This window comes from Rossellomorea sp. LJF3 (assembly GCF_037046045.1).
Taxonomy (GTDB): Bacteria; Bacillota; Bacilli; order Bacillales; family Bacillaceae_B; genus Rossellomorea.
In genome coordinates this window covers 1-26,133 of record NZ_JBANLY010000024.1, presented here as the reverse complement: position 1 = coordinate 26,133, position 26,133 = coordinate 1, and the positions used below count along the sequence as shown (strand labels likewise).

22 protein-coding genes are annotated in these 26,133 nt (G+C 46.5%); 19 read left to right on the top strand and 3 right to left on the bottom strand.

What is annotated here, in order from left to right; genetic code table 11:
- The first annotated feature begins 14 nt into the window (after positions 1-14).
- The 12 genes from ligA to V8G47_RS17800 all read left to right on the top strand — a co-directional run bounded on the left by ligA (position 15) and on the right by V8G47_RS17800 (position 16,875).
- A complete protein-coding gene (gene ligA, locus V8G47_RS17855; RefSeq protein ID WP_336201267.1) occupies positions 15-2,021 on the top strand; it encodes an NAD-dependent DNA ligase LigA in 2,007 nt (668 codons plus the stop codon).
- A gap of 15 nt (positions 2,022-2,036) precedes the next feature.
- Entirely contained in the window at positions 2,037-3,188 is a 1,152-nt protein-coding gene (locus V8G47_RS17850) for a CamS family sex pheromone protein (RefSeq protein WP_336201266.1), read from the top strand.
- Positions 3,189-3,707: 519 nt separating this feature from the next.
- Positions 3,708-5,297: a malate synthase A gene (aceB, locus tag V8G47_RS17845; protein WP_336201265.1), complete on the top strand. Its 1,590-nt coding sequence runs from the start codon at positions 3,708-3,710 to the stop codon at positions 5,295-5,297.
- A gap of 154 nt (positions 5,298-5,451) precedes the next feature.
- Complete coding sequence (gene aceA / locus V8G47_RS17840) at positions 5,452-6,732, top strand: isocitrate lyase (RefSeq protein WP_336201264.1); 1,281 nt, start codon at positions 5,452-5,454, stop codon at positions 6,730-6,732.
- Between the two features lie 194 nt (positions 6,733-6,926).
- Positions 6,927-7,961 (top strand): N-acetyl-gamma-glutamyl-phosphate reductase, encoded by a 1,035-nt coding sequence (argC, locus tag V8G47_RS17835; RefSeq protein ID WP_336201263.1) that lies wholly within the window; start codon positions 6,927-6,929, stop codon positions 7,959-7,961.
- Positions 7,962-7,975: 14 nt separating this feature from the next.
- Positions 7,976-9,205 (top strand): bifunctional ornithine acetyltransferase/N-acetylglutamate synthase, encoded by a 1,230-nt coding sequence (argJ, locus tag V8G47_RS17830; protein WP_336201262.1) that lies wholly within the window; start codon positions 7,976-7,978, stop codon positions 9,203-9,205.
- Complete coding sequence (argB, locus tag V8G47_RS17825; protein WP_336201261.1) at positions 9,186-9,977, top strand: acetylglutamate kinase; 792 nt, start codon at positions 9,186-9,188, stop codon at positions 9,975-9,977. The genes argJ and argB overlap by 20 nt, the downstream gene beginning before the upstream one ends.
- The gene (locus V8G47_RS17820) at positions 9,974-11,134 is read left to right on the top strand and encodes an acetylornithine transaminase (RefSeq protein ID WP_336201260.1); all 1,161 of its coding nucleotides are present in this window, start codon (positions 9,974-9,976) and stop codon (positions 11,132-11,134) included. The genes argB and V8G47_RS17820 overlap by 4 nt, the downstream gene beginning before the upstream one ends.
- Positions 11,135-11,199: 65 nt before the next feature.
- On the top strand, positions 11,200-12,264 hold the full coding sequence (locus tag V8G47_RS17815) for a carbamoyl phosphate synthase small subunit (protein WP_336201259.1): 1,065 nt from the start codon (positions 11,200-11,202) through the stop codon (positions 12,262-12,264).
- Positions 12,257-15,331 carry a carbamoyl phosphate synthase large subunit gene (locus V8G47_RS17810; protein ID WP_336201258.1) on the top strand — a complete coding sequence of 1,025 codons (3,075 nt, stop codon included), beginning with the start codon at positions 12,257-12,259 and terminating at the stop codon, positions 15,329-15,331. The genes V8G47_RS17815 and V8G47_RS17810 overlap by 8 nt, the downstream gene beginning before the upstream one ends.
- Positions 15,328-16,281: an ornithine carbamoyltransferase gene (argF, locus tag V8G47_RS17805; protein ID WP_336201257.1), complete on the top strand. Its 954-nt coding sequence runs from the start codon at positions 15,328-15,330 to the stop codon at positions 16,279-16,281. The genes V8G47_RS17810 and argF overlap by 4 nt, the downstream gene beginning before the upstream one ends.
- Before the next feature lie 144 nt (positions 16,282-16,425).
- Positions 16,426-16,875 carry a YueI family protein gene (locus V8G47_RS17800; RefSeq protein ID WP_336201256.1) on the top strand — a complete coding sequence of 150 codons (450 nt, stop codon included), beginning with the start codon at positions 16,426-16,428 and terminating at the stop codon, positions 16,873-16,875.
- On the opposite strand, the gene V8G47_RS17795 is transcribed toward V8G47_RS17800, so the two are convergent.
- The gene (locus tag V8G47_RS17795) at positions 16,872-17,936 is read right to left on the bottom strand and encodes an AbrB family transcriptional regulator (RefSeq protein WP_336201255.1); all 1,065 of its coding nucleotides are present in this window, start codon (positions 17,934-17,936) and stop codon (positions 16,872-16,874) included. The two genes, V8G47_RS17800 and V8G47_RS17795, sit on opposite strands and share 4 nt — an antisense overlap.
- Before the next feature lie 73 nt (positions 17,937-18,009).
- Positions 18,010-18,366 carry a cupin domain-containing protein gene (locus tag V8G47_RS17790; RefSeq protein ID WP_336201254.1) on the bottom strand — a complete coding sequence of 119 codons (357 nt, stop codon included), beginning with the start codon at positions 18,364-18,366 and terminating at the stop codon, positions 18,010-18,012.
- A 590-nt stretch (positions 18,367-18,956) separates the two neighbouring features.
- On the opposite strand from V8G47_RS17790, the gene gatC reads away from it, so the two are divergent.
- The 4 genes from gatC to V8G47_RS17770 all read left to right on the top strand — a co-directional run bounded on the left by gatC (position 18,957) and on the right by V8G47_RS17770 (position 24,110).
- Positions 18,957-19,247 carry an Asp-tRNA(Asn)/Glu-tRNA(Gln) amidotransferase subunit GatC gene (gene gatC / locus V8G47_RS17785; RefSeq protein WP_034760864.1) on the top strand — a complete coding sequence of 97 codons (291 nt, stop codon included), beginning with the start codon at positions 18,957-18,959 and terminating at the stop codon, positions 19,245-19,247.
- Positions 19,248-19,259: 12 nt separating this feature from the next.
- Positions 19,260-20,720 carry an Asp-tRNA(Asn)/Glu-tRNA(Gln) amidotransferase subunit GatA gene (gene gatA / locus V8G47_RS17780; RefSeq protein WP_336201253.1) on the top strand — a complete coding sequence of 487 codons (1,461 nt, stop codon included), beginning with the start codon at positions 19,260-19,262 and terminating at the stop codon, positions 20,718-20,720.
- A gap of 12 nt (positions 20,721-20,732) precedes the next feature.
- Positions 20,733-22,163 (top strand): Asp-tRNA(Asn)/Glu-tRNA(Gln) amidotransferase subunit GatB, encoded by a 1,431-nt coding sequence (gene gatB, locus V8G47_RS17775; RefSeq protein ID WP_034760868.1) that lies wholly within the window; start codon positions 20,733-20,735, stop codon positions 22,161-22,163.
- 318 nt (positions 22,164-22,481) lie between these two features.
- Positions 22,482-24,110, top strand: a complete 1,629-nt coding sequence (locus V8G47_RS17770; RefSeq protein ID WP_442970874.1) for a M4 family metallopeptidase — start codon at positions 22,482-22,484, stop codon at positions 24,108-24,110.
- 75 nt (positions 24,111-24,185) lie between these two features.
- Here the strand turns inward: V8G47_RS17770 and V8G47_RS17765 are convergent, their stop codons facing one another.
- Positions 24,186-24,341 carry a hypothetical protein gene (locus V8G47_RS17765; protein WP_156030059.1) on the bottom strand — a complete coding sequence of 52 codons (156 nt, stop codon included), beginning with the start codon at positions 24,339-24,341 and terminating at the stop codon, positions 24,186-24,188.
- 101 nt (positions 24,342-24,442) lie between these two features.
- Here V8G47_RS17765 and V8G47_RS17760 point away from each other — a divergent pair, with 101 nt between their 5' ends.
- The 3 genes from V8G47_RS17760 (at position 24,443) to V8G47_RS17750 (ending at position 25,986) form a co-directional block, all read left to right on the top strand.
- Positions 24,443-24,871 carry a DUF4257 domain-containing protein gene (locus V8G47_RS17760; RefSeq protein ID WP_336201251.1) on the top strand — a complete coding sequence of 143 codons (429 nt, stop codon included), beginning with the start codon at positions 24,443-24,445 and terminating at the stop codon, positions 24,869-24,871.
- Entirely contained in the window at positions 24,837-25,001 is a 165-nt protein-coding gene (locus V8G47_RS17755; protein WP_336201250.1) for a hypothetical protein, read from the top strand. Before V8G47_RS17760 ends, V8G47_RS17755 begins: the two co-directional genes overlap by 35 nt.
- Positions 25,002-25,419: 418 nt before the next feature.
- Entirely contained in the window at positions 25,420-25,986 is a 567-nt protein-coding gene (locus V8G47_RS17750) for a thioredoxin family protein (RefSeq protein ID WP_336201249.1), read from the top strand.
- The last annotated feature ends 147 nt before the right edge of the window (positions 25,987-26,133 follow it).

The window sequence follows — 26,133 nt, the reverse complement described above, 5'->3', positions numbered from 1 at the left end:
AAAGGGTTGTGGAAATGGATCGACAATCAGCCGAAAACCGTATCAATGAACTCCACGAACGATTGAATCAATATAATTACGAATATCATGTCCTCGACAAACCTTCTGTCCCGGATTCAGAGTATGATCAACTCCTCAGGGAACTCATTGAACTCGAGGACCAGTTTCCGGAATTGAAATCAGCGGATTCACCTTCCCAGCGTGTGGGTGGAACCATTCTTGATTTTTTTGAAAAAGTCGAACACAGAACGCCGATGCTGAGCCTTGGGAATGCCTTTAATGAAGAAGATCTTCGTGACTTTGACCGCCGTGTCCGTCAAGCGGTCGGGGAGGACTTCTCCTACGTTTGCGAGCTGAAGATCGATGGTTTGGCCGTTTCTCTCAGATATGAAGACGGAGCGTTCGTCCAAGGGGCTACACGGGGTGACGGGTCCATAGGTGAGGACATCACATCGAATCTGAAGACCATCCGTTCCATCCCGTTAAAGATTTCAGAGAAAATGTCCTTCGAAGTCCGGGGAGAGGCATTCATGCCGAAAGGATCCTTCGAAGCACTGAATAAGATCAAAGAAGAAAAAGGGGAAGAACCCTTTGCCAATCCGCGTAACGCAGCGGCAGGTTCACTCCGCCAGCTGGATCCGAAAATCGCGGCATCCCGGAATCTCGACATTTTCCTATATGCCCTGGCTGATATCGGGGATACAGGAATCGACTCCCATAGCGAAGGCTTGGACACGCTTGATAAACTCGGGTTTAAAACAAACCCGGAACGCAAACGGTGTGCGACCATTGAAGAAGTCCTTGAATTTGTCGGGAAGTGGACAGAGGGACGTCCGAATCTATCCTATGACATTGACGGGATCGTCATAAAGGTCGACTCCCTTGATCAGCAGCAGGAACTTGGAACGACAGCGAAAAGCCCGAGGTGGGCCATTGCGTTCAAGTTTCCTGCCGAAGAAGTCGTCACGGTTTTGAAGGAGATTGAATTAAGTGTAGGGCGTACAGGTGTCGTCACACCGACTGCGATCCTGGAGCCGGTCCGGGTAGCTGGAACGACCGTCCAGCGTGCCTCACTTCATAATGAAGATCTGATCAGAGAGAAAGATATCAAAATCGGTGACCACGTCGTCATTAAAAAAGCGGGGGACATCATTCCTGAAGTGGTGAACGTGCTGGAGGACAAGAGAACCGGTGAAGAACAGGAATTCCTGATGCCGACTCATTGTCCGGAATGTGAAAGTGAACTTGTGAGACTTGAAGGGGAGGTGGCCCTCCGCTGCATCAATCCGAAATGTCCCGCGCAAATCCGGGAAGGGCTCATACACTTTGTATCCCGCAACGCCATGAACATCGATGGACTGGGAGAAAAAGTGATCAGTCAGCTGTTCAGGGAAAATTTGATTGAAGACGTAGCCGATTTATACAGACTTGAGCGCGATCAGCTTCTTCAGCTGGAACGGATGGGCGAGAAATCCGTTGATAATTTGTTGGAAGCCATTCAAACGTCGAAAGGGAATTCCCTCGAGAAACTGTTATTCGGTCTTGGCATCCGCCACGTAGGAGCCAAAGCCGCGAAGACGTTGGCGCAGGAATTCGGCTCAATGGACAGACTGATGGACGCCCGGAAAGAAGAACTGACGAATGTGAATGAGATCGGGGATAAAATGGCCGACGCCATTGTCGCTTACTTTGAAAACGATGAAGTGAAAGAACTCATGCAGGAGCTGAAAGAAGCCGGCGTGAACCTTGAATACAAAGGACCAAAGCCTGTATCAGCCAGTGACGTCGACTCGTACTTTGCAGGCAAGACCATAGTCCTTACAGGGAAAATCGAACGATTGAGCCGAAATGAAGCAAAAGAAAAAATCGAGATGCTAGGCGGTAAAGTTACCGGCAGTGTCAGCAAGAAAACCGATCTTGTCATTGCAGGGGAAGAAGCGGGATCAAAGCTTACGAAAGCAAATGACTTAAATATAGAAGTCTGGGATGAGGATAAGCTGATGGAAGAACTTAACCGATAAGAGGTGTAACGAGGAATGAAAAAAGGGATTTCGGTCGCTCTCGCCGCATTAGTGTTACTGGGAGGCTGTGCACCGACATTTGAGAAACAGGATCAGGTCGTCCAGGAAAATCAGGATAGCGAAGCCAAGAAAGCCATCATACCAAGCTTTCAAATTTCGAAAGAATACTACAAGACGATGCTTCCGTATGAAACGAGTAATACCAGGGGCGTCGTTGTGAATGACCTGGGCTCAAGATATGATATCAATGAAATCGAGACGGGCTTATTAAGGGTTGCCCAAAATCGATTTTCGACGGATGAATATTTCTTTAAAGAAGGTCAATTCCTGACCAAGAAGACGGTTGACAGCTGGCTGCAACGAAAGTACACCAGTGAACAGCTGAAGGAAAAAGGGTTGAAGGAGTCTGAGAATGTCGGACTTAATCCCGTGCAGTCAAAAGGGGAAAATGCACCCATCTATTTGGCCCATGTCGTCGAACATAATTACTTGATGAAAAAAGAAGATAACAAGGTGCGTCTTGGTGGAGTGGCCATCGCCCTGTCCCTGAATTCTGTCCAATATGAGACCAATATGTCTAATGGTACAAGAACTGTAAAAAACCTTTCCAATGAGGTTTTGAAAGAGCAGGGAGCGAAAATCGCAGGTGAAGTACTCAACCGACTTCGTGAGAAAAAAGAACTCCAGAACGTGCCGATTATGATTTCACTCTATAAGCAGGCTCCGAAGGATCAGGTCGTACCCGGTCATTTCTTCGCCTACACAACCGTGGAACCGGACCAAACCGGCATTCAGGACTGGAAAGGGATCAATGAAGACTATTATTTATTCCCTTCACCGGCAGCCCAGGAGAACCATCCGAACGATTACAAAGTCTTTAACGAATTGAAAACAGACATCGAAAAGTATTTTCCTGTATACACAGGACTGACAGGACAAGCGCTCTATCAAGATCAGAAGCTGTCCAAAATGGAATTCGAGGTGGCCCTGTCCTTCCAGGGGAAAGCTGAAACCATCGGATTCGCCCAGCATCTGACCAATATGATCGGCAAGCAGACCCCGGACAGCTGGGACGTAGAACTCCTCGTCTCCTCTTCCTATGGACCTGAAGCGCTGATCATCAAGAAGCCGGGCAGTAAAGAAACCTATTTACACATTTATGAATAATTAGAGAGAACTAATCCAAAAAAGGGTTAGTTCTTTTTTTTGAGGGACGGACCTTCCGTATTTCCAAAAAAATGAAACTATCAGGTCGATAAATACGTAAAAGATTAGTGAATCGATCGAGTGGTGCAGAAAGAAAGACTTTTATATACAAAATTAAAGAATAAGGAGGTAGCTGAGATGATGAGTTTTATCGCTCTTATAGTGGCTGGAACGTCCCTGACATTTGCAATGCTTGTTTATGAACAGAATAAAAAAATGGAGAAGAGAATGAAGGACTTGGAAAACAAACTATAAATATCGAAATGGTTATGGTTACTGAAGGTCCGTCCCTCACCGCTTTAATGCGATGAGGGACGGACCTCTTTTTGTGTTATTAACCCCTTGCGAAAAATGTCGAATGAAAATTCTGAAAAAGGTGTTCCAAATTCAATCCATCTGTTATACAATACAAACATGTTAATTAATCTGTATTATAACAATAATGATTTGTTTAATACGCTTAAGGAGTGAATACGTTCTATGTCGACTCAAATGGTTGGTATCAAGGTAACCGGAGAACTTAAACCGGGCTTTGATGAAATGTTATCCTCTGAGGCACTGCAGTTTTTAGAACAGCTGGAGCGCAGGTTCGGGGAGAAACGCAGGGAGCTGTTACACAACAGAGAGAAGAAGCAGGAGCGGATCAATGGAGGAGAGCTTCCTCACTTTTTGACGGAAACCGAATCGATCCGCCAAAGTGAGTGGAAGGTTGCTCCGATTCCAAAAGCACTGCAGGATCGAAGGGTGGAGATCACAGGACCGGTTGATCGCAAAATGGTCATCAATGCTCTGAATTCAGGAGCGAAATGTTTCATGGCATGTTTTGAAGATGCCACCTCACCTACATGGACGAACCTCATAGAAGGACAAATCAACCTCCGAGATGCTGTACATCACACGATAGACTTCGAGACAAACGGGAAGCGTTATGAATTGAACGAAGAGCACGCGGTTCTGATCGTAAGACCAAGAGGACTTCACCTGGAAGAGAAACACATGGAACTGGATGGAGGGTCTCTATCAGGAAGCCTTGTCGACTTTGGCTTATTCTTCTTCCATAATGCGACTCACTTAACTTCACTGAATAAAGGCCCTTATTTTTACTTACCTAAATTAGAAAGCCATGAAGAAGCACGTTTTTGGAATGAAGTATTTGTATTTGCCCAGGATTATGTGGGAATTCCCCAAGGGACGATCAAAGCGACGGTCCTGATCGAAACGATCACAGCGGCATTTGAAATGGATGAAATCCTTTATGAGTTAAAAGAACACTCAGCAGGGTTGAATTGTGGAAGATGGGATTATATCTTCAGCTATATCAAAAAGCTTCGGGAACAGGAAGATGTGATTCTTCCCGATCGTTCATCGGTCACGATGACGGCGCCATTCATGAGAGCATATTCCCTGCTTACGATTAAGACCTGTCACAGAAGGGGAGCTCCCGCTATAGGCGGTATGGCGGCGCAGATTCCTGTCAAGAACGATCCTGTCAAGAACGAAGAAGCGTTCAATAAAGTGAAAACAGATAAAGAACGGGAAGCAAGGGATGGTCATGATGGAACGTGGGTCGCACATCCTGGTCTGGTACCGGTTGCCATGGACGTATTCAATCGGGAAATGAAAAAAGCGAACCAGATCAAAGAGAAAACATTGCTGGAACTGGAAGTATCTGAACAGGAGCTTCTCGAAGTTCCTCAAGGAGCGATAACCGAAGAAGGTGTCCGACTGAACATTAATGTAGGCATTCAATACATTTCATCGTGGCTGAGCGGCCAAGGAGCGGCACCGATTCATAATCTGATGGAAGATGTGGCCACGGCAGAAATCTCGCGTGCCCAGCTATGGCAATGGATCCGTCATCCGAAAGGGATCCTCGAGGATGGACGGCATATCACCATGGAGCTCTACGATCAGCTCAAGCAGGAAGAGCTGACAGTACTCAAAAGCCAACTGGGAGAAGAACGATACAAGGAACGACGATTCTCTGAAGCCGTCGACCTGTTCGACCAACTCATCCAGAACGACCAGTTCACAGACTTCCTCACCAATCCCGGCTACCGGATCCTTTAAAGGGCAGACCCGGTCAAGAGTTGGTAGAGCAAGCATAATTACTTTACTCAATTACCGCTTCACCTGAATGAGGGACGGACCTCAACCAATGACGAAGTACCATACATCAAACATACACCGGTATGTATAAAAACAAAAAAGGGAGAGATTCAATATGGTAAAAGCAAATAACGAACGTGTAACGGCACTTCAGGAAAACTGGGAAATGGATCATCGATGGAAAGGGATCACCCGCCCTTACTCAGCGGAAGATGTTATTCGACTAAGGGGATCGATTGATATCGAACACACAATTGCCCGCAGGGGTTCTGAGAAACTATGGAATTTGCTTCATGAGGAGGATTATATCAATGCCCTGGGTGCCCTGACAGGAAACCAGGCGGTCCAACAGGTAAGAGCCGGACTGAAAGCCATTTATCTCAGCGGGTGGCAGGTTGCAGCGGATGCTAACCTTTCAGGACATATGTATCCTGATCAAAGTCTGTACCCGGCAAACTCAGTCCCATCCGTCGTGAAGAGGATCAACCAGGCCCTTCAGCGTGCCGATCAGGTCCATTATGTAGAAGGGGATGAATCGATTGATTGGTTCGTACCGATCGTTGCCGATGCAGAAGCGGGATTCGGCGGACAGTTGAATGTATTTGAATTAATGAAAGGCATGATTGAAGCAGGGGCGTCAGCGGTCCATTTTGAAGACCAGCTTTCTTCGGAGAAAAAGTGCGGTCATCTCGGAGGCAAGGTGCTTCTTCCCACTCAAACTTCTGTAAAGAATCTTATTTCCGCCCGTCTTGCAGCGGACGTAATGGGCGTACCGACCTTGATCGTTGCCCGTACGGATGCCAATGCCGCGGATTTGATCACGAGTGATGTCGATCCGTATGATGCCCAGTTCATTACCGGAGACCGAACTCCTGAAGGGTTCTTCCGCACAAATGCCGGCCTCGATCAGGCAATTGCGAGAGGCCTTGCATATGCTCCTTATGCAGATCTTGTGTGGTGTGAAACGTCAGAGCCGAGTCTTGAGGAAGCACGCCGGTTTGCAGAGGCGATTCATGCTGAACATCCAGGAAAGTTACTGGCTTACAACTGTTCCCCGTCCTTTAACTGGAAAAAGAAATTGGACGATGAAACGATTGCCAAATTCCAGGTGGAGCTCGGAAAAATGGGCTATAAATTCCAGTTCGTCACACTTGCAGGCTTCCACGCACTGAACCACAGTATGTTCGAGCTTGCGAGAGGGTACAAAGATCGCGGTATGGCTGCCTATTCACAGCTTCAAGAAGCAGAGTTTGCCAGCGAAAAGCACGGATATTCCGCTACAAGACATCAGCGTGAAGTCGGAACCGGCTATTTCGACGAAGTCTCCATGGTGATTTCAGGTGGAACCTCCTCCACAACGGCCCTGAAAGGATCTACGGAAGCAGCACAATTCTAAAATACTATTAAAATACACATAAAGGTCCGTCCCTCAACAGCGAGGGACGGACTTTTATATGTTTCTAGTACTATCGGAGTGAATATGTGAATAAAGTAACTTTATAGTAAAATTTATAAATATACTATTGATTTTATTAATATACACTCATATAATTAGACCTAATTTAAATTTATTGTTTGGGGTGAGAGGTATTGGATGTTGGTATAGTTGGTAGTACCGGGTATGGTGGTGTGGAGTTGTATCGTCTGTTGTCGAATCATCCGAATGTGAATGAATGTATTTTGTATTCATCTTCCCTGGAAGGGAGTTCATATTCGGAGCAGTATCCGCATCTATCCGGTCTTTCCCATGAAAGTGTGAAGCCGATCATGATCGAAGAGATGAAACAGCTTGATTTCGTATTCCTGGCGGTGCCTTCCGGCGTTTCAAAGGAGCTTGCTCAGAAGCTCATGGGAAAAAAGGCGAAAGTGATCGATCTTTCAGGCGACCTGCGTTTAAAGGATCCGGGTGAATATGAAGAGTGGTATAAAGGAGAATCTGCTCCGCAGGATGTCATCGGGAAAGCGGTCTATGGACTGACTGAAATCAATCCCCACGCCATCAGGGAAGCGGACCTGATTGCCAACCCGGGCTGCTTCCCGACAGCGACCCTGCTGGGGCTGGCTCCGCTCTATCAACAGAATCTTATAGATCCTCACTCCTTGATCATCGATGCCAAAACAGGTTTATCCGGGGCGGGGAGGAAAGCGAGTCAATCCAGTCATTTTTCCGAGACTCAGGAAAACCTACGAATCTATAAGGTCCATCAGCACCAGCACACACCAGAAATTGAACAGCAGTTGAAGGAATGGAGTAGTGAAGCGGGCCCAATCACATTCACGACTCACCTCATTCCCATGACGAGGGGAATCATGGTGACGATGTACGCGGACTTAAAGGACACCTGCACCACTGAGCAGCTACATACACGCTATAAAAGCTTTTATGAAAAGCATCCATTCGTCAGGATTCGTCCGGTCGGGCAGTTCCCGAGCACCAAAGAAGTATTCGGCACCAATTTCTGTGACTTATCCATCAAAGCAGATCCACGGACGAACCGGGTGACGATCGTATCAGTGATCGATAATTTGGTAAAGGGAGCGGCGGGTCAGGCGGTGCAAAATATGAACGTGATGCTGGGTTTGGACGAAACGACAGGTCTTCATCACTATCCAATTTATCCATAAGAGGGGGAGAATCAATGAAACTGGTAAAAGAAGAAACAGTGAAACCTATCAAGGGAGGAACGATTCTGTCACCTTTTGGATATAAGGCTGGCGGTATACATACCGGCCTGCGCTATGCCAAAAAGGATTTCGGTGTCATTTACAGCGAGAAGCCTGCACAATGCGGAGCGGTTTATACACAAAGTCATTTTCAAGCGGCTCCCCTCAAAGTCACACAGGAAAGCATTTCCCAATCTCATAAACTACAGGCAATCGTCGTAAACAGTGCCATTGCAAATGCGTGCACAGGTGAACAAGGGTTGAGGGATGCCTATCGAACGAGGGAATGGACCGCAGAACGGTTCCGGATCCCCGAAGAGTACGTCGCCGTTGCATCCACAGGTGTCATCGGGGAATGGCTTCCCATGGATAAGATGAAAAAGGGCTGCAGTGAAATCCAGGTCGATGGGGACCCGGAAAGTGCACAGTCTTTCCAACAGGCGATCCTCACGACGGATACAATCGAGAAATCGTCGTGCTATCAGGTAATGATTGACGGGAAGACCGTCACCATCGGAGGCTGTGCGAAAGGCTCGGGGATGATTCATCCGAATATGGCGACGATGCTCGGTTTTATTACAACCGACGCCACCATATCATCGGACGTTCTGCAGACTGCCCTTAAAACAGCCATTGATCAATCCTTCAATCAAATCACTGTAGACGGGGAAACGTCCACCAACGATATGGTCATCAGTTTGGCCAATGGCATGGTGGATCATGAAACTCTTCAGGAAAATCATCCTGACTGGACTCACTTTCAAAAAGGATTGACCCTTGTATGTGAAGATCTGGCGAAACAAATTGCAAGGGATGGAGAAGGTGCAACCAAACTGGTGGAAGTGAATGTCACAGGAGCACAGTCCCATCAGGATGCCAACATTTTAGCCAAAAAAATCGTCGGTTCCAATCTGGTGAAGACGGCCCTCTTCGGCGGAGACCCGAACTGGGGAAGGATCGTCGGAGCGATGGGCCATAGTGGAGTCGACCTCAGCCCTCATCAATGTGATATCCGTATCGGGAACACCCTCGTATTTTCAAATGGGACTCCTCAACCCTTCAATGAAGAGGAGGTCAGCGGGTACATGAGTGATGAATATGTTTGCATCTCTGTATTACTGAATAGTGGAGAAGGATTCGGAAAAGCATGGGGGTGCGATCTTACGTATGATTACGTCAAAATCAATGCAAGTTACCGAACATAAGCCTGTGATTGTAGTGAAACTCGGTGGGAGTATCATTTCCAAGCTGTCGTCCCTTTTCTATAAAAGCATAAAAGATCTGCAGAAGCACTACCATGTGATCCTCGTTCACGGCGGGGGGCCAGAGATTACGGCAACACTTAAGGAGCTTGGAATACCCTCCACGTTCATCAACGGCCAGCGAAAGACGACGAAGGATGTTTTCAACATTGCCGAACAAATGCTGAAGGGGAAGGTGAACAGCGCATTGGTCCACCGACTCAACCGGGAAGGGGTAAAAGCTGTCGGCTTAAGCGGGTACGATGCTCAATTACTCGAGGCGAGTTTCGTAGATCAAGAGTCTCTTGGGTTTGTCGGGAGAATTGAAGAGGTCAACCTCACGCTGCTGCATAATCTACTATCATTAAACTACATGCCGGTGATTGCCCCCCTTGCAACGACAGGGGAAGGAGAAAGGGTAAATGTGAATGCTGATCTTGCTGCAGCAGCCGTCGCCCAAGCACTGAAGGCTGAGAAACTGGTATTTGTCACCGATGTACCTGGGATCTTGAAAGACGGTGAACTTGTTTCACGTGTAACAATCGAAGTCATTCAGCATTATATTGAATCCGGCGTCATCTACGGTGGAATGATCCCTAAGGTGCAGGCGGCTCTTTCGGTTTTAAACAAACATATCAATGAAGTGATGATTGTCGGATGCCGGGATTCCATCATCCAGGATGGGGAAATGATCGGCACCCGAATTACAGAAGGAAAAGAGGTTCAAGCGATATGAGTCATGTATTCCCAACGTATAATCGGTTAGACATTGAATTGGTCTCGGGTAAAGGTACGGAGGTACAGGATCAGAATGGTACATCCTATTTGGATTTCATCTCAGGAATCGCCGTTTGTAACTTAGGGCATTCCCCTTCTGTTGTAAAAGAAGCAGTGGAGAAGCAAATGGATACACTTTGGCACGTATCGAATCTGTTCACGATCGCGAAACAGGAAGAGGCGGCTACACTCCTAGCTTCTGCAAGTGGCCTTGATGCCGTCTTCTTCTGCAATAGTGGAGCGGAAGCGAATGAAGCAGCGATTAAGCTTGCGAAGAAACATACAGGAAAGACGAAGATCCTGACCTTTGAGCAATCCTTTCACGGCCGTACATTCGCAACGATGAGTGCGACCGGACAGGAGAAGATCCATAGCGGATTCGGTCCCCTGCTGCCGACCTTTGACTATCTTCCATACAACGATGAGGAGACACTATCAGAAGTGAAGGATGGGGATGTGGCCGCCATAATGCTCGAAGTGATCCAGGGGGAAGGGGGAGTCAACCCGGGAACACTTTCCTTTTTGCAGGCGGTTGAAGCCAAATGCCGCGAACTGGATGCGTTACTCATCATCGATGAAGTCCAGACAGGGGCGGGACGGACGGGACTGCCCTTTGCTTACCAGCACTATTCACTAGATCCGGATATCGTCACGGCTGCAAAAGGACTCGGTAGCGGGTTTCCGGTGGGGGCCATGATGGGGAAGAAAGTACTCGTCCCATCCTTTTCACAAGGAACGCATGGATCGACATTCGGAGGGAATCCGTTAGCGATGTCGGCAGCGAAAGCAACCATGGAAACGATTTTCGAAGATGGATTCCTGAAAGAGGTTCAACATAAATCGAAGTATTTCATGGAACAACTGAACCTCAAGCTTCAGGAATATCACATGGTCCAGGAAGTAAAAGGGATCGGTTTTATGATCGGTATCTCTTTCGATCAGGAAGTGAGTGATATCATTGCCGAGCTCCGGCATAATGGATTATTGACCCTTCCGGCAGGAGCACATGTCATCCGGTTATTACCACCATTGACGGTTACCCATGCTGAACTCGATCAGGCTCTTCAAATATTGATCCATACAATCAAGCAACACCAATCAACCGGAGTCTACTAAATTTTTTTCGTGATGAATGTATAAAAATACCTTAATGTAATTATTTATTCATAGGAGGTCAACTCATGACAGGTTATTTATGTTTGCAAAACGGCAGCACCTTTACAGGGGAAGTCATGATGGAGGAAGAGGGCCCCGTTCAGGGTGAGATTGTATTTTTCACAGGAATGACAGGGTATCAGGAAGTGCTGACGGACCCTTCCTATAAGGATCAGATCGTCGTTTTCACTTATCCTCTCATCGGCCAGTACGGTGTGAATGAAGACGATTTCGAAAGCGGGAAGCCCCAGGTGAAAGGGGTCGTCATGCTCGGTTCAGCTGAATCATTTTCCCACTATAAAGCGGCTTCGTCCCTTAAGGATTATCTTCAAAAATGGAAGATTCCTTTCATGACAGGGGTGGATACGAGACAGGTTGTAAAAGAGATCCGTCATGAGGGAAGTCAAAATGCGTGCATTTCATATACAGAAATGCTGCCTGAGGAGGAAACACTCACCGGTCAAATCGAAAAAGTCGCTGCTTCAGAAATGTTTCAAACGGGAAGCGGCAGCAAGCATATCGCCGTCGTCGATTTTGGTGTAAAAAAATCGATCGTATCAAGCTTGTTGAAAATGGATTGTCTCGTGACGGTCATCCCGTATCACCAAATCGCGCAGTTGGATCAGCTGAATGTGGACGGACTGGTTTTATCCAACGGCCCTGGGGACCCGAAGGAAATGATGTCCTTCTTACCACAGCTGAAAGAGAAAATCCTGCAAATGCCGACACTCGGAATCTGCCTGGGTCACCAATTGATCGCCCTTGCACTGGGAGGGGAAACGGATCGATTGTTATTCGGGCACAGAGGGGCGAATCACCCGGTCATAGACAACAAGACGGGTGAGGTGTTCATCACATCGCAAAACCATAATTATGTCGTGAATCAAGCCAGTTTAATCGGGACAGGGCTTGAGCCACGATTTATGAACGTCAATGATGGTTCCCTTGAAGGCCTTCAGCATAATAGTAAGCCGATCCTTTCCGTTCAATTCCATCCCGAAGCACGTCCCGGACCGGAAGATGCTTCGTGGATATTCCAGCAATTCTATCATTCGATTAAACAACCGGGGAGAGAGAAATTGTATGCCTAAAGATTCCAGTATTCAAAAAATCCTGATCATCGGATCGGGACCCATCATCATCGGGCAGGCGGCTGAATTCGATTATTCCGGCACGCAAGGGTGTCTTGCCCTGAAAGAAGAGGGCTATGATGTAGTCCTTGTGAATCACAATCCGGCCACGATCATGACGGATACCGCTTATGCCGACACAGTGTATTGTGAACCTCTGACCGTAAAAACCTTGACGGCCATCATCGAAAAGGAACGACCACAAGGGTTGGTGGCGAGTCTCGGTGGGCAGACCGCCTTGAATCTTGCCGTCGGTCTCCATGAGAAAGGGGTGCTTGAGAAGTACGGTGTGAAACTGCTCGGTACGTCCGTTGATTCGATCCAAAAAGGGGAGGACAGAGAAAAGTTCCGGTCGTTAATGGAAGCTTTGGGTCACCCGACGGCGGAAAGCAGCATCGTCCATGACCTGGAAGAGGCCCTGATTTTTTCTAAGGAGATTGCCCTTCCGATCATCGTCCGCCCTGCTTATACGTTAGGCGGGAGAGGGGGCGGGATCGCTTCCTGTATGGAGGAATACAAAAAACTCGTTCTATCCGGTTTGAAAGCGAGTCCGATCCATCAAGTGCTTGTGGAAAAAAGCATCGCCGGTTTCAAGGAAATCGAGTATGAAGTGATGAGAGATTCGAAAGGAAATTGTATATCGGTCTGCAATATGGAAAACTTCGATCCGGTAGGGGTCCATACGGGGGATTCCATCGTCGTGGCCCCGTCCCAGACGTTGACAGACCGGGAGTTTCATATGCTCCGTACGGCCGCCTTTGATATCGTAAGCGCATTAGAAGTAGTGGGTGGATGCAATATACAATTTGCTTTAGACCCTAACAGCAACCAATACTATGTCATTGAAGTGAATCCGCGGGTGAGCAGGTCATCTGCCCTGGCATCCAAGGCAACGGGCTATCCCATCGCCAAAGTAGCAGTGAAGATTGCGGTCGGCTACACATTGGATGAAATCATCAATCCCCTGACCAGGACCACCTATGCAAGCTTTGAACCTGCCCTTGATTACGTAGTCGTGAAATTCCCCAGATGGCCGTTCGATAAATTCCCTGAAGCGAACAGGGTCCTCGGAACGAAGATGAAAGCAACGGGAGAAGTGATGGCGATCGAGCGCTCATTAGAGGCGGCGTTTCAAAAGGCGCTTCAATCCTTGGACCTTTCACTGGAGAGCCTGTATGGGAATATGGCAGGTCTATCATTGGATGAATTGGAGAAAAAGGTTGCTACGCCGACGGATTCACGATTCTTTGAACTGATGGAGTTGTTAAGAGGTGGACGATCCATCGATTCCCTTCACGAAATGACGGGGATTGATAAGCTGTTCCTGTCGGTGATGAGCAATCTTGTTGATATGGAACATAAGCTCAGAAGCTCTTCATTCAGTGCAGAGCTATTGAAAGTAGCGAAGGAGTTACGGTTTGAGGACAGTACCATTGCCGGGCTGACGGGAATGGCTGAAGCGTCTATCGTCGATTTGCGAATGGAAGAAGGAATCGTTCCTGCATTTAAAATGGTCGATACTTGCGCCGGCGAGTTTGAGGCCATTACGAACTACGCCTATTCGACGTATTATGGGACAAATGAAATCGAGACTTTACCAGGGGAGAAAAAAGTCCTGATCATCGGGGCGGGACCGATCCGGATCGGTCAGGGAGTCGAATTTGACTACAGCGCCGTCAAGGCCATCAAGCGTTTGAAAGAGCACGGGTACACCACGATCATGGTGAATAACAATCCCGAAACCGTCAGTACCGATTATGAAACCGCAGACAGATTATACTTTGAACCACTTACGAAAGAATCGGTCCTTGCCATCATCAAGCATGAGAGGGTCGATACCGTACTGGTTCAATTCGGTGGACAAACGGCGTTGAACCTTGCCCGTATGTTAGAAGGAGAAGGAATCACACTGCTCGGAACCTCATCCGATATCATTGACCGGGTTGAAAATCGGGAGCGTTTTTATCAACTCCTTGATGGATGCATGATCCCCCGTGTGAAAGGGGACATATGCCACAGTAAAGAAGAAGCGATGCTTGTTGCCGGAAACCTGGCCTTCCCTCTTCTATGCCGCCCTTCTTATGTCATCGGAGGCAAAGGGGTGGTGAAAGTGAAGAGCCTTGAGGAAATGCAGCGCTTCATCCAAACCGCAGATGAAGAATATTTCCCTATATTGGTAGATGAATTTAAAGAAGGCCGGGAAGTGGAAATCGATCTTGTAGGGGACGGGGAAGACGTCTATGTGCCTGGTGTGATGGAACATATCGAACGGGCCGGCGTCCACTCAGGGGACAGCATGTCCATCTTCCCTTCCGAATCTCTATCAGGGGAAATCAAGGAGACGATTGAAGAGTATGCCCGTAAAATCGTATCCGGGCTTCAGTATAAAGGGATCATGAATATTCAATTCCTGCTGCAGAATCAAAATGTGTATGTATTGGAAGTCAACCCCCGGGCCAGCCGCACCGTACCGATAGTCAGTAAGATCCTTGGTTTTCCGTTGATCGATATGGCTACGGATCTCATGTGCGGGGAGCGTTTGACCATCGATGCTTTTGACCCTCCTCCCGAAATAAAAGGAGTCGGGGTGAAGTATCCCGTGTTCTCATCCCATGCTTTACCTGAGATCGATCAGATCCTCGGTGCGAATATGAAGTCGACGGGAGAAGGTCTATGTCTAGGGGAAACCGTTGAAGAAGCTCTATACAAAGTATTTGAAGAGCTGCATGGGGGAGTTGGAGCAGGGGGAACCATGTACGTCGATTGTGAGCAGACAGAGATTAAGCAATATCAAACGGCTGAAGAAGCATTATTCAGTGAATGGATCCAAACCGATCATGCATGTGTCTACTTCAATGATGAGGAAACGGACACGATGAAGAAGAGAAGAATCGCTGCATTGGAAGCGGGTGTCACCGTCATAACCGAAGCGGAAACCCTGCAAGCCTTCATGCGGAGCAAGAACGCACACGTCCAGCCGAAGCCTTTAGTCCATTCAAAATCCATTCAGGGAGTGAGCCGAGTATGAACCATTCAACTATTGCACCATCTCCGGAGAAAATGTCGTTAAAAGGAAGAGACCTCGTCACGTGGCTCGATTATACGGCGGAGGAGGTCCATGAACTCTTATCATTGGCTCAGTACTTGAAGGAAAACCCTTATTCAAAGAGCCTCGAAGGAAAGACTCTCGGAATGATCTTTGAAAAGTCATCCACCAGAACAAGGGTGTCATTTGAAGCGGGAATGCTCCAATTGGGAGGTCACGCCATCTATTTGAATTCCCGCGATATCCAGCTTGGAAGAGGGGAGTCGATTGCGGATACAGCACGCGTCCTGTCTTCTTATGTGGACGGGATCATGATCCGTACGTTCGAGACGGAGAAAGTGACAGAGTTGGCAGAGTATGCGAATGTCCCCGTCATCAACGGTCTTTGCGATACGTATCATCCATGCCAGGCGTTGGCCGATGTCCTCACGATCCTGGAAACCAAGGGGACGTTGAAAGGGGTGAAGGTCGTCTATATCGGGGATGGCAATAACGTGGCCCACTCCTTCATGATCCTCTGTGCCATGCTTGGGATGGAGGTCGTCGTTTCCTGTCCTGAAGGGTACGAACCGAAGGAAGATATCATAGGGAAAACGGTGGATCTGGCTATGAAAAGCGGAGGGAGTTTTACCCTGACCCATGACCCGAATGAAGCGGTTAAGGTTGCTGATGTCGTCTACACGGACGTTTGGGCCAGTATGGGGCAGGAAGAGGAAGCGTTCAAGCGCCTCCAGGATTTTAAGGGATACCAAGTGAACGAAGAGCTGCTGAGTCATGCTTCTCCCAATGTGACCTTCCTTCATTGTCTTCCGGCACACCGGGAAGAAGAAGTCACTGCAGCCGTCATCGACGGTCCATGTTCCGCTGTATTTCAACAGGCGGAGAATCGATTGCATGTCCAGAAGGCGATTTTACAATCATTGTTTATATAAATGGCAAAGGGTCCGCTCACATTTCAGAGCGGACCCTTTTAGTTGCCTGAAAGCATTCCCATAAGAGAAAATGGGACAGAACCAAATGAACACATGTAAACATATAGTGTAGGAGAAACTGTAATAAGACGTTTTGGAGGTGCAATGCTTTTGAGTAAGCCAACCATAGATGATTACTTGGAAAATGGAATATATGGGCAAAAACAAACCAAGCCTGATGAAAGAAGGAAGTTTCTGGGGACCCTGAGAGAGCGGATCGTCATTGCCCTTACCCAAAGCCAGGTGAGGGAAAAGGGAATATACAAGGAAGTTCAGGATCATTTGAAGAGGCATCCTGATGCAAAACTTTTACTGAATGGTAACATGAGCTATACCTTTTTATCTAAATACATCAAGCTTGCCGATACGTATCACGTGTCGTTTTCCATGGTGACCAATAAGGAGATCGAGACGGATATCGGACTCGTCCTCGCTTATGATCATGCCATTGATCAGGAAGAGATCTATGTGCAGAAAAAAAGTGAGAAAGTGATTGAAGCAAAGTCGAAGCCAAAGAAAAGCCTATTTTCATCGATTAAAAATAAGCTTTTCTAATCGTGATGGCCTTTTTGAAAAATCGACAGTTTAAAAAGCCCTTTCAAAATCGCTGGGATGATGAACAGAATAAATAAAATCCGGAATAAATGGTATCCGGTAATGATGGAAAGATCTGCGTTGACGGCTTGTCCGACCAGTGCCATCTCTGCCATGCCGCCGGGAGCCATGCTAATGAACGCAGTCAAAAAAGACACATCATGCCAGCGGCTTAATAAAAAGCTTAGTCCCACACAACCTAAAAGCAGGCACAGGGAAGTAAATAACGACCATAAGATGAACTTGCCCATCGATTTGGATGACGAGAAATTCATCATGAAACTAAAATAAATACCCAGAGATAATTGAGCCAGAATAATGAACAGTCCGGGCATATGCGGGACCGGCAATTCAGCCACCATGAAGCCGCCGATCACCAGGATCGGACCAAGTAAAGTCGGGGTAGGCAGGTGGATTCTTCTAGCCATGAAGCCTGCTGCAATGGCAATCATGAAAAAAAGGACAAACCCCCAGTGAAAAGAAGGAATCTCAAATTGACCCGCGGCAGGACCTGGACCCGTTCCTCCTCCAGCTAAAAGGGGACTGAACACCAGGAACGGTACCACGAAAATGACAGACAGTAGCCGGATGACCTGAAGGATCGTCACGACGGTTAAGTCAATATCCTTCATCTCCTCCCCGAGAGCCACCATTTGGGAAAGCCCACCAGGTATACTACCGGTAACCGTTGAAGACAAACCTATTCCTGTCATTTTGGACGTAATGTAAGCAAGGACCATACTGAAGGCGATTATCGCAACCGTCATCGTGAGCATGGAAGGAAGCTGAGTGAAGATTTCAATCATCGTTTTCTGACTGAACGATTGCCCGATGGCATAGCCGACGATGATTAATCCAAGATCCCGGAGATAAGACGGCCAGGCAAGCTCAAATTTTGTCCATTTGTTGATGAGAAAGACTGAAACCATGGAACCTAGAAGCCAGGACAGGGGGAGATGCAGGACCGTGAACAGCCCGCCGCCTATCACACCCGCTATGAAGGCTAGTAGAATTGGATGCATTGTGAAAACCCTCTCCATTTAAGTACTCTATTTAAAGGTAATCAAATGGAGGAAAGGAAGCAAATGGAATGCTTTAGTCCGCAGGGAGGTATCGCTCGGGGTCGAGACTGCTTCCTTCGGCTACAATGGCTGTCATACCATCTTCGGATCCGGATTCATGCATTTCACCCTCCTGCCAAAAGACGGCCATGCCCGGTTCCACCATGATTTTTTCTCCTCCTTCGAGCCTCACCCAGCCTCGTCCTGACGTGATCATCAGAAGCTGATCGCACATGGCTGGATGCATGCCCAGCACGCTGTTTTCCTCTAAATAAAAATACCCGATTTGGAATGGATCATCTGGCTTCAGTAAAGGATGGATCATAACGTTTTGACTGTTGAATTGGTGAATGGATTTTCCGGTATTTTGTTTGAAACTGTATATTTTCATGAAATCACCTCTTTTTATAGATTCGGTTTCGGGGAGGGGGAGTCCTTTATTTGGAAGATTGAAAAGTGCAATTACATCCATTATATGGTAATTAACGCGATTGAAAAGAAAAAAGACGCAATTAATTGGGTAAATGACGCAATAAATAAAATAACGACGCAATTATCTGGAAAATGACGCAATCAACGTCCAAAATGACGCAATCTAATTCCCGTGGCCCGTATTGACAACCTTTTCCTCCATCAATTAGCAGAGACCCCGCCCGGAAAATCCCGCATGATCCTCCCGCGAAGGAAGATTTCAATGTCATAGAATCCATGCCAAACCGTCCATGTATCACCTTGAAGAACCACTCCCCAGCTAAAAAAGACAATCCACCCCTATCATTTATTCAGGACGCTTAGTCTATACCAGCGTTCCTCACAAAATCACACCCACCCCTCATTTCGTGATAGAATAGACGGAGGTATGGACAAGAATCAGCCATGCCCCTAACAATGGTTATCTCTTATCATAGTTGCTTTAATGAAGCGAATTTTGGTATTATCAATAGTATTGTGAGTGTTCGAACATATACGGAGGTGAAGAAGATGTCTAGAATTTCTGAAGAGCAGGTAAAGCATGTTGCACACCTTGCACGACTAGCCATCACAGAGGATGAAGCGAAGAAGTTTACGACTCAGCTGGATGCGATTATCGGGTTTGCCGAGCAGCTGAATGAATTGGATACTTCAAATGTGGAAGCAACGAGTCATGTACTGGATATGAAGAACGTGATGCGTGAAGATAAGCCTGTTGAAGGACTGCCACGTGAAGAAGTATTGAAGAACGCACCAGACAAACAAGATGGACAAGTTCGTGTTCCATCGATCTTGGACTAAGGAGGGGACCTCATGTCATTATTTGACCATAAATTATCAGAGCTTCATGAGCTTTTATATAAGAAAGAAGTTTCTGTCACAGATCTGGTAGACGAGTCGTACAAACGAATCGATGCCGTGGAAGACAAAGTAAAGGCATTTTTAACATTGGATGAAGAGAATGCCCGCAGTAAAGCGAAGGAAATGGACGCGAAGCTTGGTACGGATGAAAGTAAAGGCCTTCTTTTCGGAATGCCGATCGGAATCAAGGATAACATCGTGACAAAGGGTCTTCGCACGACCTGTGCAAGTAAAATCCTTGAAAACTTCAATCCGATTTATGATGCGACGGTCATCAATAAATTACATAGTGCCGATACGATTACGATCGGTAAATTGAATATGGATGAGTTTGCGATGGGTTCCTCTACGGAGAACTCCGGTTTCCAGAAGACGAGCAACCCATGGAATCTTGAAACGGTCCCAGGCGGATCTTCAGGTGGTTCAGCAGCATCCGTTGCAGCTGGGGAAGTACCTTTCTCTCTAGGTTCAGATACAGGTGGATCGATCCGTCAGCCGGCGGCATTCACGGGTACTGTCGGATTAAAACCGACATACGGACGTGTATCCCGTTTCGGTCTTGTGGCATTTGCTTCATCTCTTGACCAAATCGGACCAATCACTCGTAATGTAGAAGACAACGCGTACTTGCTGCAGGCAATCGCCGGTCTTGATCCGAATGATTCAACTTCAGCGAATGTAGAGGTTCCGAATTATGCAGAAGCCCTTACAGGTGATGTGAAAGGCTTGAAAATTGCTGTTCCGAAAGAATATTTAGGTGAAGGTGTCGGGGAAGAAGCCCGCCAGGCCGTTCTTGCTTCATTGAACGTGTTGGAAGGCATGGGTGCTACATGGGAAGAGGTTTCCCTTCCTCATTCTAAATTCGGGGTTTCAACGTATTACTTACTAGCATCTTCGGAAGCGTCTGCCAATCTTGCACGCTTCGATGGTGTTCGTTACGGATACCGTACTCCGAACGCAGAGAACCTTCTTGATCTTTACAAGAAAACCCGTGCAGAAGGCTTCGGGGATGAAGTGAAGCGTCGTATCATGCTTGGAACGTTTGCACTCAGCTCAGGTTACTATGAGGCTTATTACAAGAAAGCACAACAGGCCCGTACGCTGATCAAAAAAGACTTTGAAGATGTATTTGCGAAATATGATGTCATCATCGGACCGACAACACCGACTCCGGCGTTTAAAATCGGGGAAAAAATCGATGATCCATTAACGATGTATGCCAATGATATTTTAACGATCCCAGTAAACCTTGCAGGCGTGCCGGGAATCTCGGTTCCTTGTGGATTCTCTTCAACAGGACTGCCCCTTGGACTGCAGATCATCGGTAAGCATTTTGACGAAAGCACGATTTATCGCGTAGCCCATGCATTCGAGCAGGCTACAGATTTCCATACAAAAAGACCACAACTGTAAGGGGTGAAATCAATGAACTTTGAACCAGTAATCGGACTAGAAGTCCACGTAGAATTAAAAACGGACAGTAAGATGTTTTCTCCAGCACCGAACCATTTCGGAGCAGAACCGAATACAAACACGAACGTGATCGACCTAGGATACCCTGGTGTTCTTCCGGTCGTGAACAAACGTGCCATTGAGTTCGGTATGAAAGCCGCGATTGCATTGAACTGTGAGATCGCCACGGATACAAAGTTTGACCGTAAAAACTATTTCTATCCTGATAATCCGAAAGCCTACCAAATTTCTCAATTTGATAAGCCGATCGGAGAGAATGGCTGGATTGAAATCGAAGTGAACGGTGAGAAGAAACGCATCGGGATCACTCGTCTTCACCTGGAAGAAGATGCGGGGAAACTGACTCACTCAGGCGACGGCTATTCCCTTGTCGACTATAACCGTCAAGGAACGCCACTGATTGAGATCGTATCCGAGCCGGATATCCGTACTCCTGAAGAAGCGTATGCATACCTTGAGAAGTTGAAATCCATCATTCAATACACAGGTGTTTCAGACTGTAAAATGGAAGAAGGATCCCTTCGTTGTGACGCCAATATTTCCCTGCGCCCAATCGGTCAGGAGAAGTTTGGAACGAAAGCCGAACTGAAGAACCTGAACTCTTTTAACTTTGTTAAAAAAGGATTGGAGTATGAAATCGTCCGCCAGGAGAAAGTACTTTTATCTGGAGGGTTGATTCAACAGGAGACACTTCGTTTCGATGAATCGACGGGTAAAACGATCCTTATGCGTGTAAAAGAAGGATCGGATGATTACCGTTACTTCCCTGAACCGGACCTACTGCATCTTCACATCGACCAAGAGTGGATGGACCGCATCCGTGCAGAGATCCCTGAGCTTCCGGATGAGCGTAAAAAGCGCTATGTAGAAGAGCTTGGCTTACCTGCGTACGATGCCATGGTTCTGACATTGACGAAGGAAATGTCTGATTTCTTCCAGGATACCGTTGAAGCAGGTGCAGATGCGAAGCTTGCCTCCAACTGGCTGATGGGTGAAGTTTCGGCATACCTGAATGCACAGCAAAAGGAACTGGAAGATGTTAAGCTGACTCCTCAAGGACTGGCAGGCATGATCGAGTTGATTGAAAAAGGGACGATTTCTTCCAAGATTGCGAAGAAAGTGTTCAAGGAATTAGTGGAAAACGGTGGAGATCCTGAGCAAATCGTGAAAGACAAAGGCCTTGTTCAAATTTCTGATGAAGGTGCACTACTCAAGATCGTGACGGAAACGCTTGATGCAAATCCACAATCCATCGAAGACTTCAAGAACGGAAAAGACCGCGCCATCGGCTTCCTTGTCGGTCAAATCATGAAAGCGACAAAAGGACAGGCAAATCCGCCGCTGGTAAACAAATTATTGCTTCAAGAAATTCAAAAACGATAATATTGTTCATGAAGCCCCCCGAAAACATTTGGTTTTCAGGGGGCTTTCCTATGTGGAAGAGGGACGGACCTTGAGATATTTCAAGGTCCGTCCCTCTTTTATTGTTCAAATTTTCCTGACCAAAGTGGTTTTTGCCCGTTTTGTGTAGGTCATTTAACCCGATGTTGGAAAAGATGAATTTTAGGTCTTTCGGCTCGTTCGTAATGTTGGAGGCTTGTATTATAGTATATCTAATGTTCTTAATAGTTTGAAAATTCTTTCAAAGAGGTGTTGTAATTGAAGAAAAAAGTCGTTGCATTAGGATTGACAGCTGGGTTGATGATGAGTCCGGTCTTGGCCTCGGAAGCATTTGGAGCTTCAAATGTGAGTGAAAAGGTGAATTTCAATTCGCAGATGGGAACTCCTCAATTTATTTCGGGTCAATTGACGAAGGCATCTTCAAAGGCTCCGGAAACAGTTGTATTTGATTATTTAACAGACAAACAAAAGACGTTCAAGTTTAAAGGTGATTCTAAATTATCGTTCAAAGTAGTAGAAAAGCAGAAGGATGATCTAGGATTTACATATCTTCGCATCCAGCAAGTATATAAGGGAACTCCTGTTTATGGGGCTGTCCTGACTGCACACGTAAACAAAGAAGGGGTGCTCACAGCTCTATCAGGAGCGCCGGCAGCGAGCCTTGATGAGAAACAAAACCTGAAACAAACGAAGAAACTATCTAAAAAAGAAGCCGTTTCTTCAGCTGAAAAGGATCTGGTTAAGGCAGTGGGCAGCCAGCCTGATTATGAATACGCCCCGAAATCCGAATCAGTGATCTATGTGAAAGACGGTGAAGCTCATTATGCATATCTCGTAAACTATAATTTCCTGGCACCGGAGCCTGGGAACTGGAATTATTTCGTGGATGCTGTCACAGGTGATATCCTTGCCAAGGTGAATGAAATCCATGAAGCGGGTAAAGGAGCCGGTAAGCCAGGCGGCGGTGGAGGTGCCACTGGAGGTACGGATACTGTCGGTTCCGGTAAGGGCGTATTAGGAGATACGAAATCACTCAATACGTACCTTTCTTCTTCAACCTATTATTTACAGGATCGTACGAGAGGGAATGGCATTTTCACTTATGATGGATCAAACCGTACCCGTCTTCCGGGCTCACTGTGGGCAGACAGCGATAATCTATTTAACGCAAGTTACGACGCAGCGGCAGTAGATGCACATTACTATGCAGGAACGACGTATGATTATTATAAGAATACCCATAATCGAAATAGCTATGACGGCAATGGAGCAGCCTTGAAATCGACTGTCCATTACGGTAGAAACTATAATAACGCATTCTGGAATGGTCAACAGATGGTTTACGGTGATGGAGATGGATCGACGTTCGTATCATTATCCGGCGGACTTGATGTCATCGCCCATGAGCTGACACATGCCGTGACGGATACAACAGCCGATCTCATCTATCAAAATGAATCAGGGGCCATCAATGAATCTATGTCCGATATTTTTGGAACATTGGTAGAGTACGACGCAAATAACAATCCGGATTGGGAGATCGGGGAAGATATTTACACACCAAATAAGAGTGGTGATGCCCTCCGTTCCATGTCTGATCCAGCGAAGTACGGTGATCCCGATCACTATTCAGTAAGATACACAGGTACGCAGGATAACGGCGGGGTTCATATCAACAGCGGAATCGGAAATAAGGCTGCATACCTGTTAAGTCAAGGTGGTACACACTATGGTGTGAAGGTGACGGGAATCGGAACGGCCAAGACCGGGAAGATCTATTATCGTGCCCTGACTCAGTATTTAACACCATCATCCAACTACAGCCAGCTGCGTTCAGCGGCGGTTCAGGCAGCAACGGATTTATATGGTGCAGGAAGTGCTGAAGTGGCAAGTGTGAATGCTGCGTATAATGCGGTAGGCGTCAACTAAACAGGTAGAGAGGAGAGAAGGGCTGTAATGGCTCTTCTTTTTTGTGTTTTTACAAGGAAGTACAGTGAGGAATCATCACATTTGCTTCCTTTTCGCTTTCTCCAGGATCTGTTTGGCAAGGCGGTAGTACGTATCGGCTTCTACTTTCGATTCAGCCCTTTTTAGCTGCATCATATAGTTTTGAAATCGAAGTTTGTCGATTGACGAGACTTTCATCACAATTTTTCGCATAATGGCGCTCCTTTAGTGGACAAAATTGCGTCCAAATATCTATTCTGAATTTTCTGTAAATAATATATAATAATAGTAAATGATTCCAGAGGGTGGATAGAATGTCCTTATTCGAAGTGATCTTGTTGCCAATGTTGATGGGTGGTATTGGGGGCTTAGGACATATTCTGGTTTTCAAAAATGGTCATTTCACTTTCCCACGAAAATTTATTGATGACCAGGGTGAGAAACATTATCTTTTTGGCTCAACGAAGGATATTATCATAGGCGTTCTGGCAGGGTATCTGTCCGTGTTACCGGTGGTTGAAACAGTCCCGATCTGGTATGTCATCTATATCAGTTTATTATCAGGAATCGGGGGAAGTTCCGTCATCACTCGAAAAATTGAACAGAATTTAGCAGCGACCAAAGCATCCTATATTCAAGAGCTATCTCATTATCAGCTCGAACCGACCTCTAAGGGAGGATCTCCAAACCATAATGAGGTGAAACCTGTTGGCGAAGTGGAAGAAAAAAAGAATCAAGGTTGAACTGCCACCAGAAGATTATGAAAAAGCGAACCACTACCTTAAGCGGCTGAGGGAGGCAGATAGCTTAGTCGAGCTGAACTACTACTACAATAAAGTGACAAAAATAATTGAAAAATCACAGGATGTCTAAGATGGTTCAATGGAAAGAGTCGTCCTATATCCATTTAATGTAACCAAAAAATGAGAGGATGAAACTGACAATTGAGTCAGCTTTTTTTCTGTCAGGGAAAGATGCAAGAAAGAGATGCCTCTTTCCATACTTACCTAATTCCATCCCCCTCTGGAAAAATGGTTAAGGAGTAGCGGTTTCGCTATTCCTTTTTTTAGATGGAAATTAATCACCGGGGAGCAGTTCATTCGAACCTGTTCACGAAGTTGCTTTTCTTATATTATATTCCTACAGGCATAATCGTACAATTGAAATTTTGATTGGATTCTATCTGACTTTCACTTGTAGATTACGAGGAACATGCATATGCTAGAGAGAGAATTTCCAAGAAAAGAACACAGTGATTCACTGCCTGAGAACCACTGGAGGAGGAAAAAGAATGAACTTGGAACAATGGTTTGATAAAGGAATGACACCGGAAGAATACATAGAAAATATGAGTGCTCATAAAGAAAATACAGAAGCCATCCGAAAGGGCTTTAAGATTCCGCGAGAAGACGTAGATTTGTTGAATCAACTGGGAGAGCAATCTTTACGGGTGATTGCCATAACGGAGGATTGGTGCGGTGACGCCATGCTGAACATCCCGATCCTTCTTACTGTTGCCGAGGCGGCCAATCTGGACGTTCGCATGATTTTGAGGGATGAAAATCTTGAACTGATGGATCAATATCTGACCAATGGGACGTCGAGGGCGATTCCGATCTTTATTTTTATTGATAAGGAAGGTCAGGAAAAGCTGGTGTGGGGGCCGAGAGCTCCCATGGTGAAAAAGATCGTCGATGATGAGCGGGCGAAGCTTCCACCGAGGGATCATGAACTGTTCCCTGAAAAACAGAAAGAGATGATCCAGCGCTTGACCTCTCAATACATCAAGGATAGAGGGGTCTGGCAGGAAGTGTACGAAAGCTTGAAGACGAGCCTCGTTCAAAATGTATTGATGTAACACGATTAAGATGGGGGAGACTCCCGGGGACACGTTGGTATCGACCCCCAAAAGTTAGAGTAGAAAACTAACTTTTGGGGGTGTTTTTATGGCTAAATATAGTGAAGAATTTAAACTAAAACTTGTCACCGAGTATCTGGAAGGCCA

Bases quoted from the DNA above. Each gene is read 5' to 3' on its own strand.
- V8G47_RS17790 (WP_336201254.1), bottom strand. From the start codon at position 18,366: ATGAAAATATACAGTTTCAAACAAAATACCGGAAAATCCATTCACCAA.
- gatA (WP_336201253.1), top strand. From the start codon at position 19,260: ATGTCATTATTTGACCATAAATTATCAGAGCTTCATGAGCTTTTATAT.
- V8G47_RS17760 (WP_336201251.1), top strand. From the start codon at position 24,443: ATGTCCTTATTCGAAGTGATCTTGTTGCCAATGTTGATGGGTGGTATT.
- V8G47_RS17810 (WP_336201258.1), top strand. From the start codon at position 12,257: ATGCCTAAAGATTCCAGTATTCAAAAAATCCTGATCATCGGATCGGGA.
- V8G47_RS17765 (WP_156030059.1), bottom strand. From the start codon at position 24,341: ATGCGAAAAATTGTGATGAAAGTCTCGTCAATCGACAAACTTCGATTT.
- V8G47_RS17820 (WP_336201260.1), top strand. From the start codon at position 9,974: ATGAGTCATGTATTCCCAACGTATAATCGGTTAGACATTGAATTGGTC.
- V8G47_RS17800 (WP_336201256.1), top strand. From the start codon at position 16,426: ATGCTTTTGAGTAAGCCAACCATAGATGATTACTTGGAAAATGGAATA.
- gatB (WP_034760868.1), top strand. From the start codon at position 20,733: ATGAACTTTGAACCAGTAATCGGACTAGAAGTCCACGTAGAATTAAAA.
- V8G47_RS17795 (WP_336201255.1), bottom strand. From the start codon at position 17,936: ATGCATCCAATTCTACTAGCCTTCATAGCGGGTGTGATAGGCGGCGGG.
- aceB (WP_336201265.1), top strand. From the start codon at position 3,708: ATGTCGACTCAAATGGTTGGTATCAAGGTAACCGGAGAACTTAAACCG.
- argB (WP_336201261.1), top strand. From the start codon at position 9,186: ATGCAAGTTACCGAACATAAGCCTGTGATTGTAGTGAAACTCGGTGGG.
- aceA (WP_336201264.1), top strand. From the start codon at position 5,452: ATGGTAAAAGCAAATAACGAACGTGTAACGGCACTTCAGGAAAACTGG.
- argJ (WP_336201262.1), top strand. From the start codon at position 7,976: ATGAAACTGGTAAAAGAAGAAACAGTGAAACCTATCAAGGGAGGAACG.
- argF (WP_336201257.1), top strand. From the start codon at position 15,328: ATGAACCATTCAACTATTGCACCATCTCCGGAGAAAATGTCGTTAAAA.
- V8G47_RS17750 (WP_336201249.1), top strand. From the start codon at position 25,420: ATGAACTTGGAACAATGGTTTGATAAAGGAATGACACCGGAAGAATAC.
- V8G47_RS17815 (WP_336201259.1), top strand. From the start codon at position 11,200: ATGACAGGTTATTTATGTTTGCAAAACGGCAGCACCTTTACAGGGGAA.
- V8G47_RS17770 (WP_442970874.1), top strand. From the start codon at position 22,482: ATGATGAGTCCGGTCTTGGCCTCGGAAGCATTTGGAGCTTCAAATGTG.
- gatC (WP_034760864.1), top strand. From the start codon at position 18,957: ATGTCTAGAATTTCTGAAGAGCAGGTAAAGCATGTTGCACACCTTGCA.
- ligA (WP_336201267.1), top strand. From the start codon at position 15: ATGGATCGACAATCAGCCGAAAACCGTATCAATGAACTCCACGAACGA.
- V8G47_RS17850 (WP_336201266.1), top strand. From the start codon at position 2,037: ATGAAAAAAGGGATTTCGGTCGCTCTCGCCGCATTAGTGTTACTGGGA.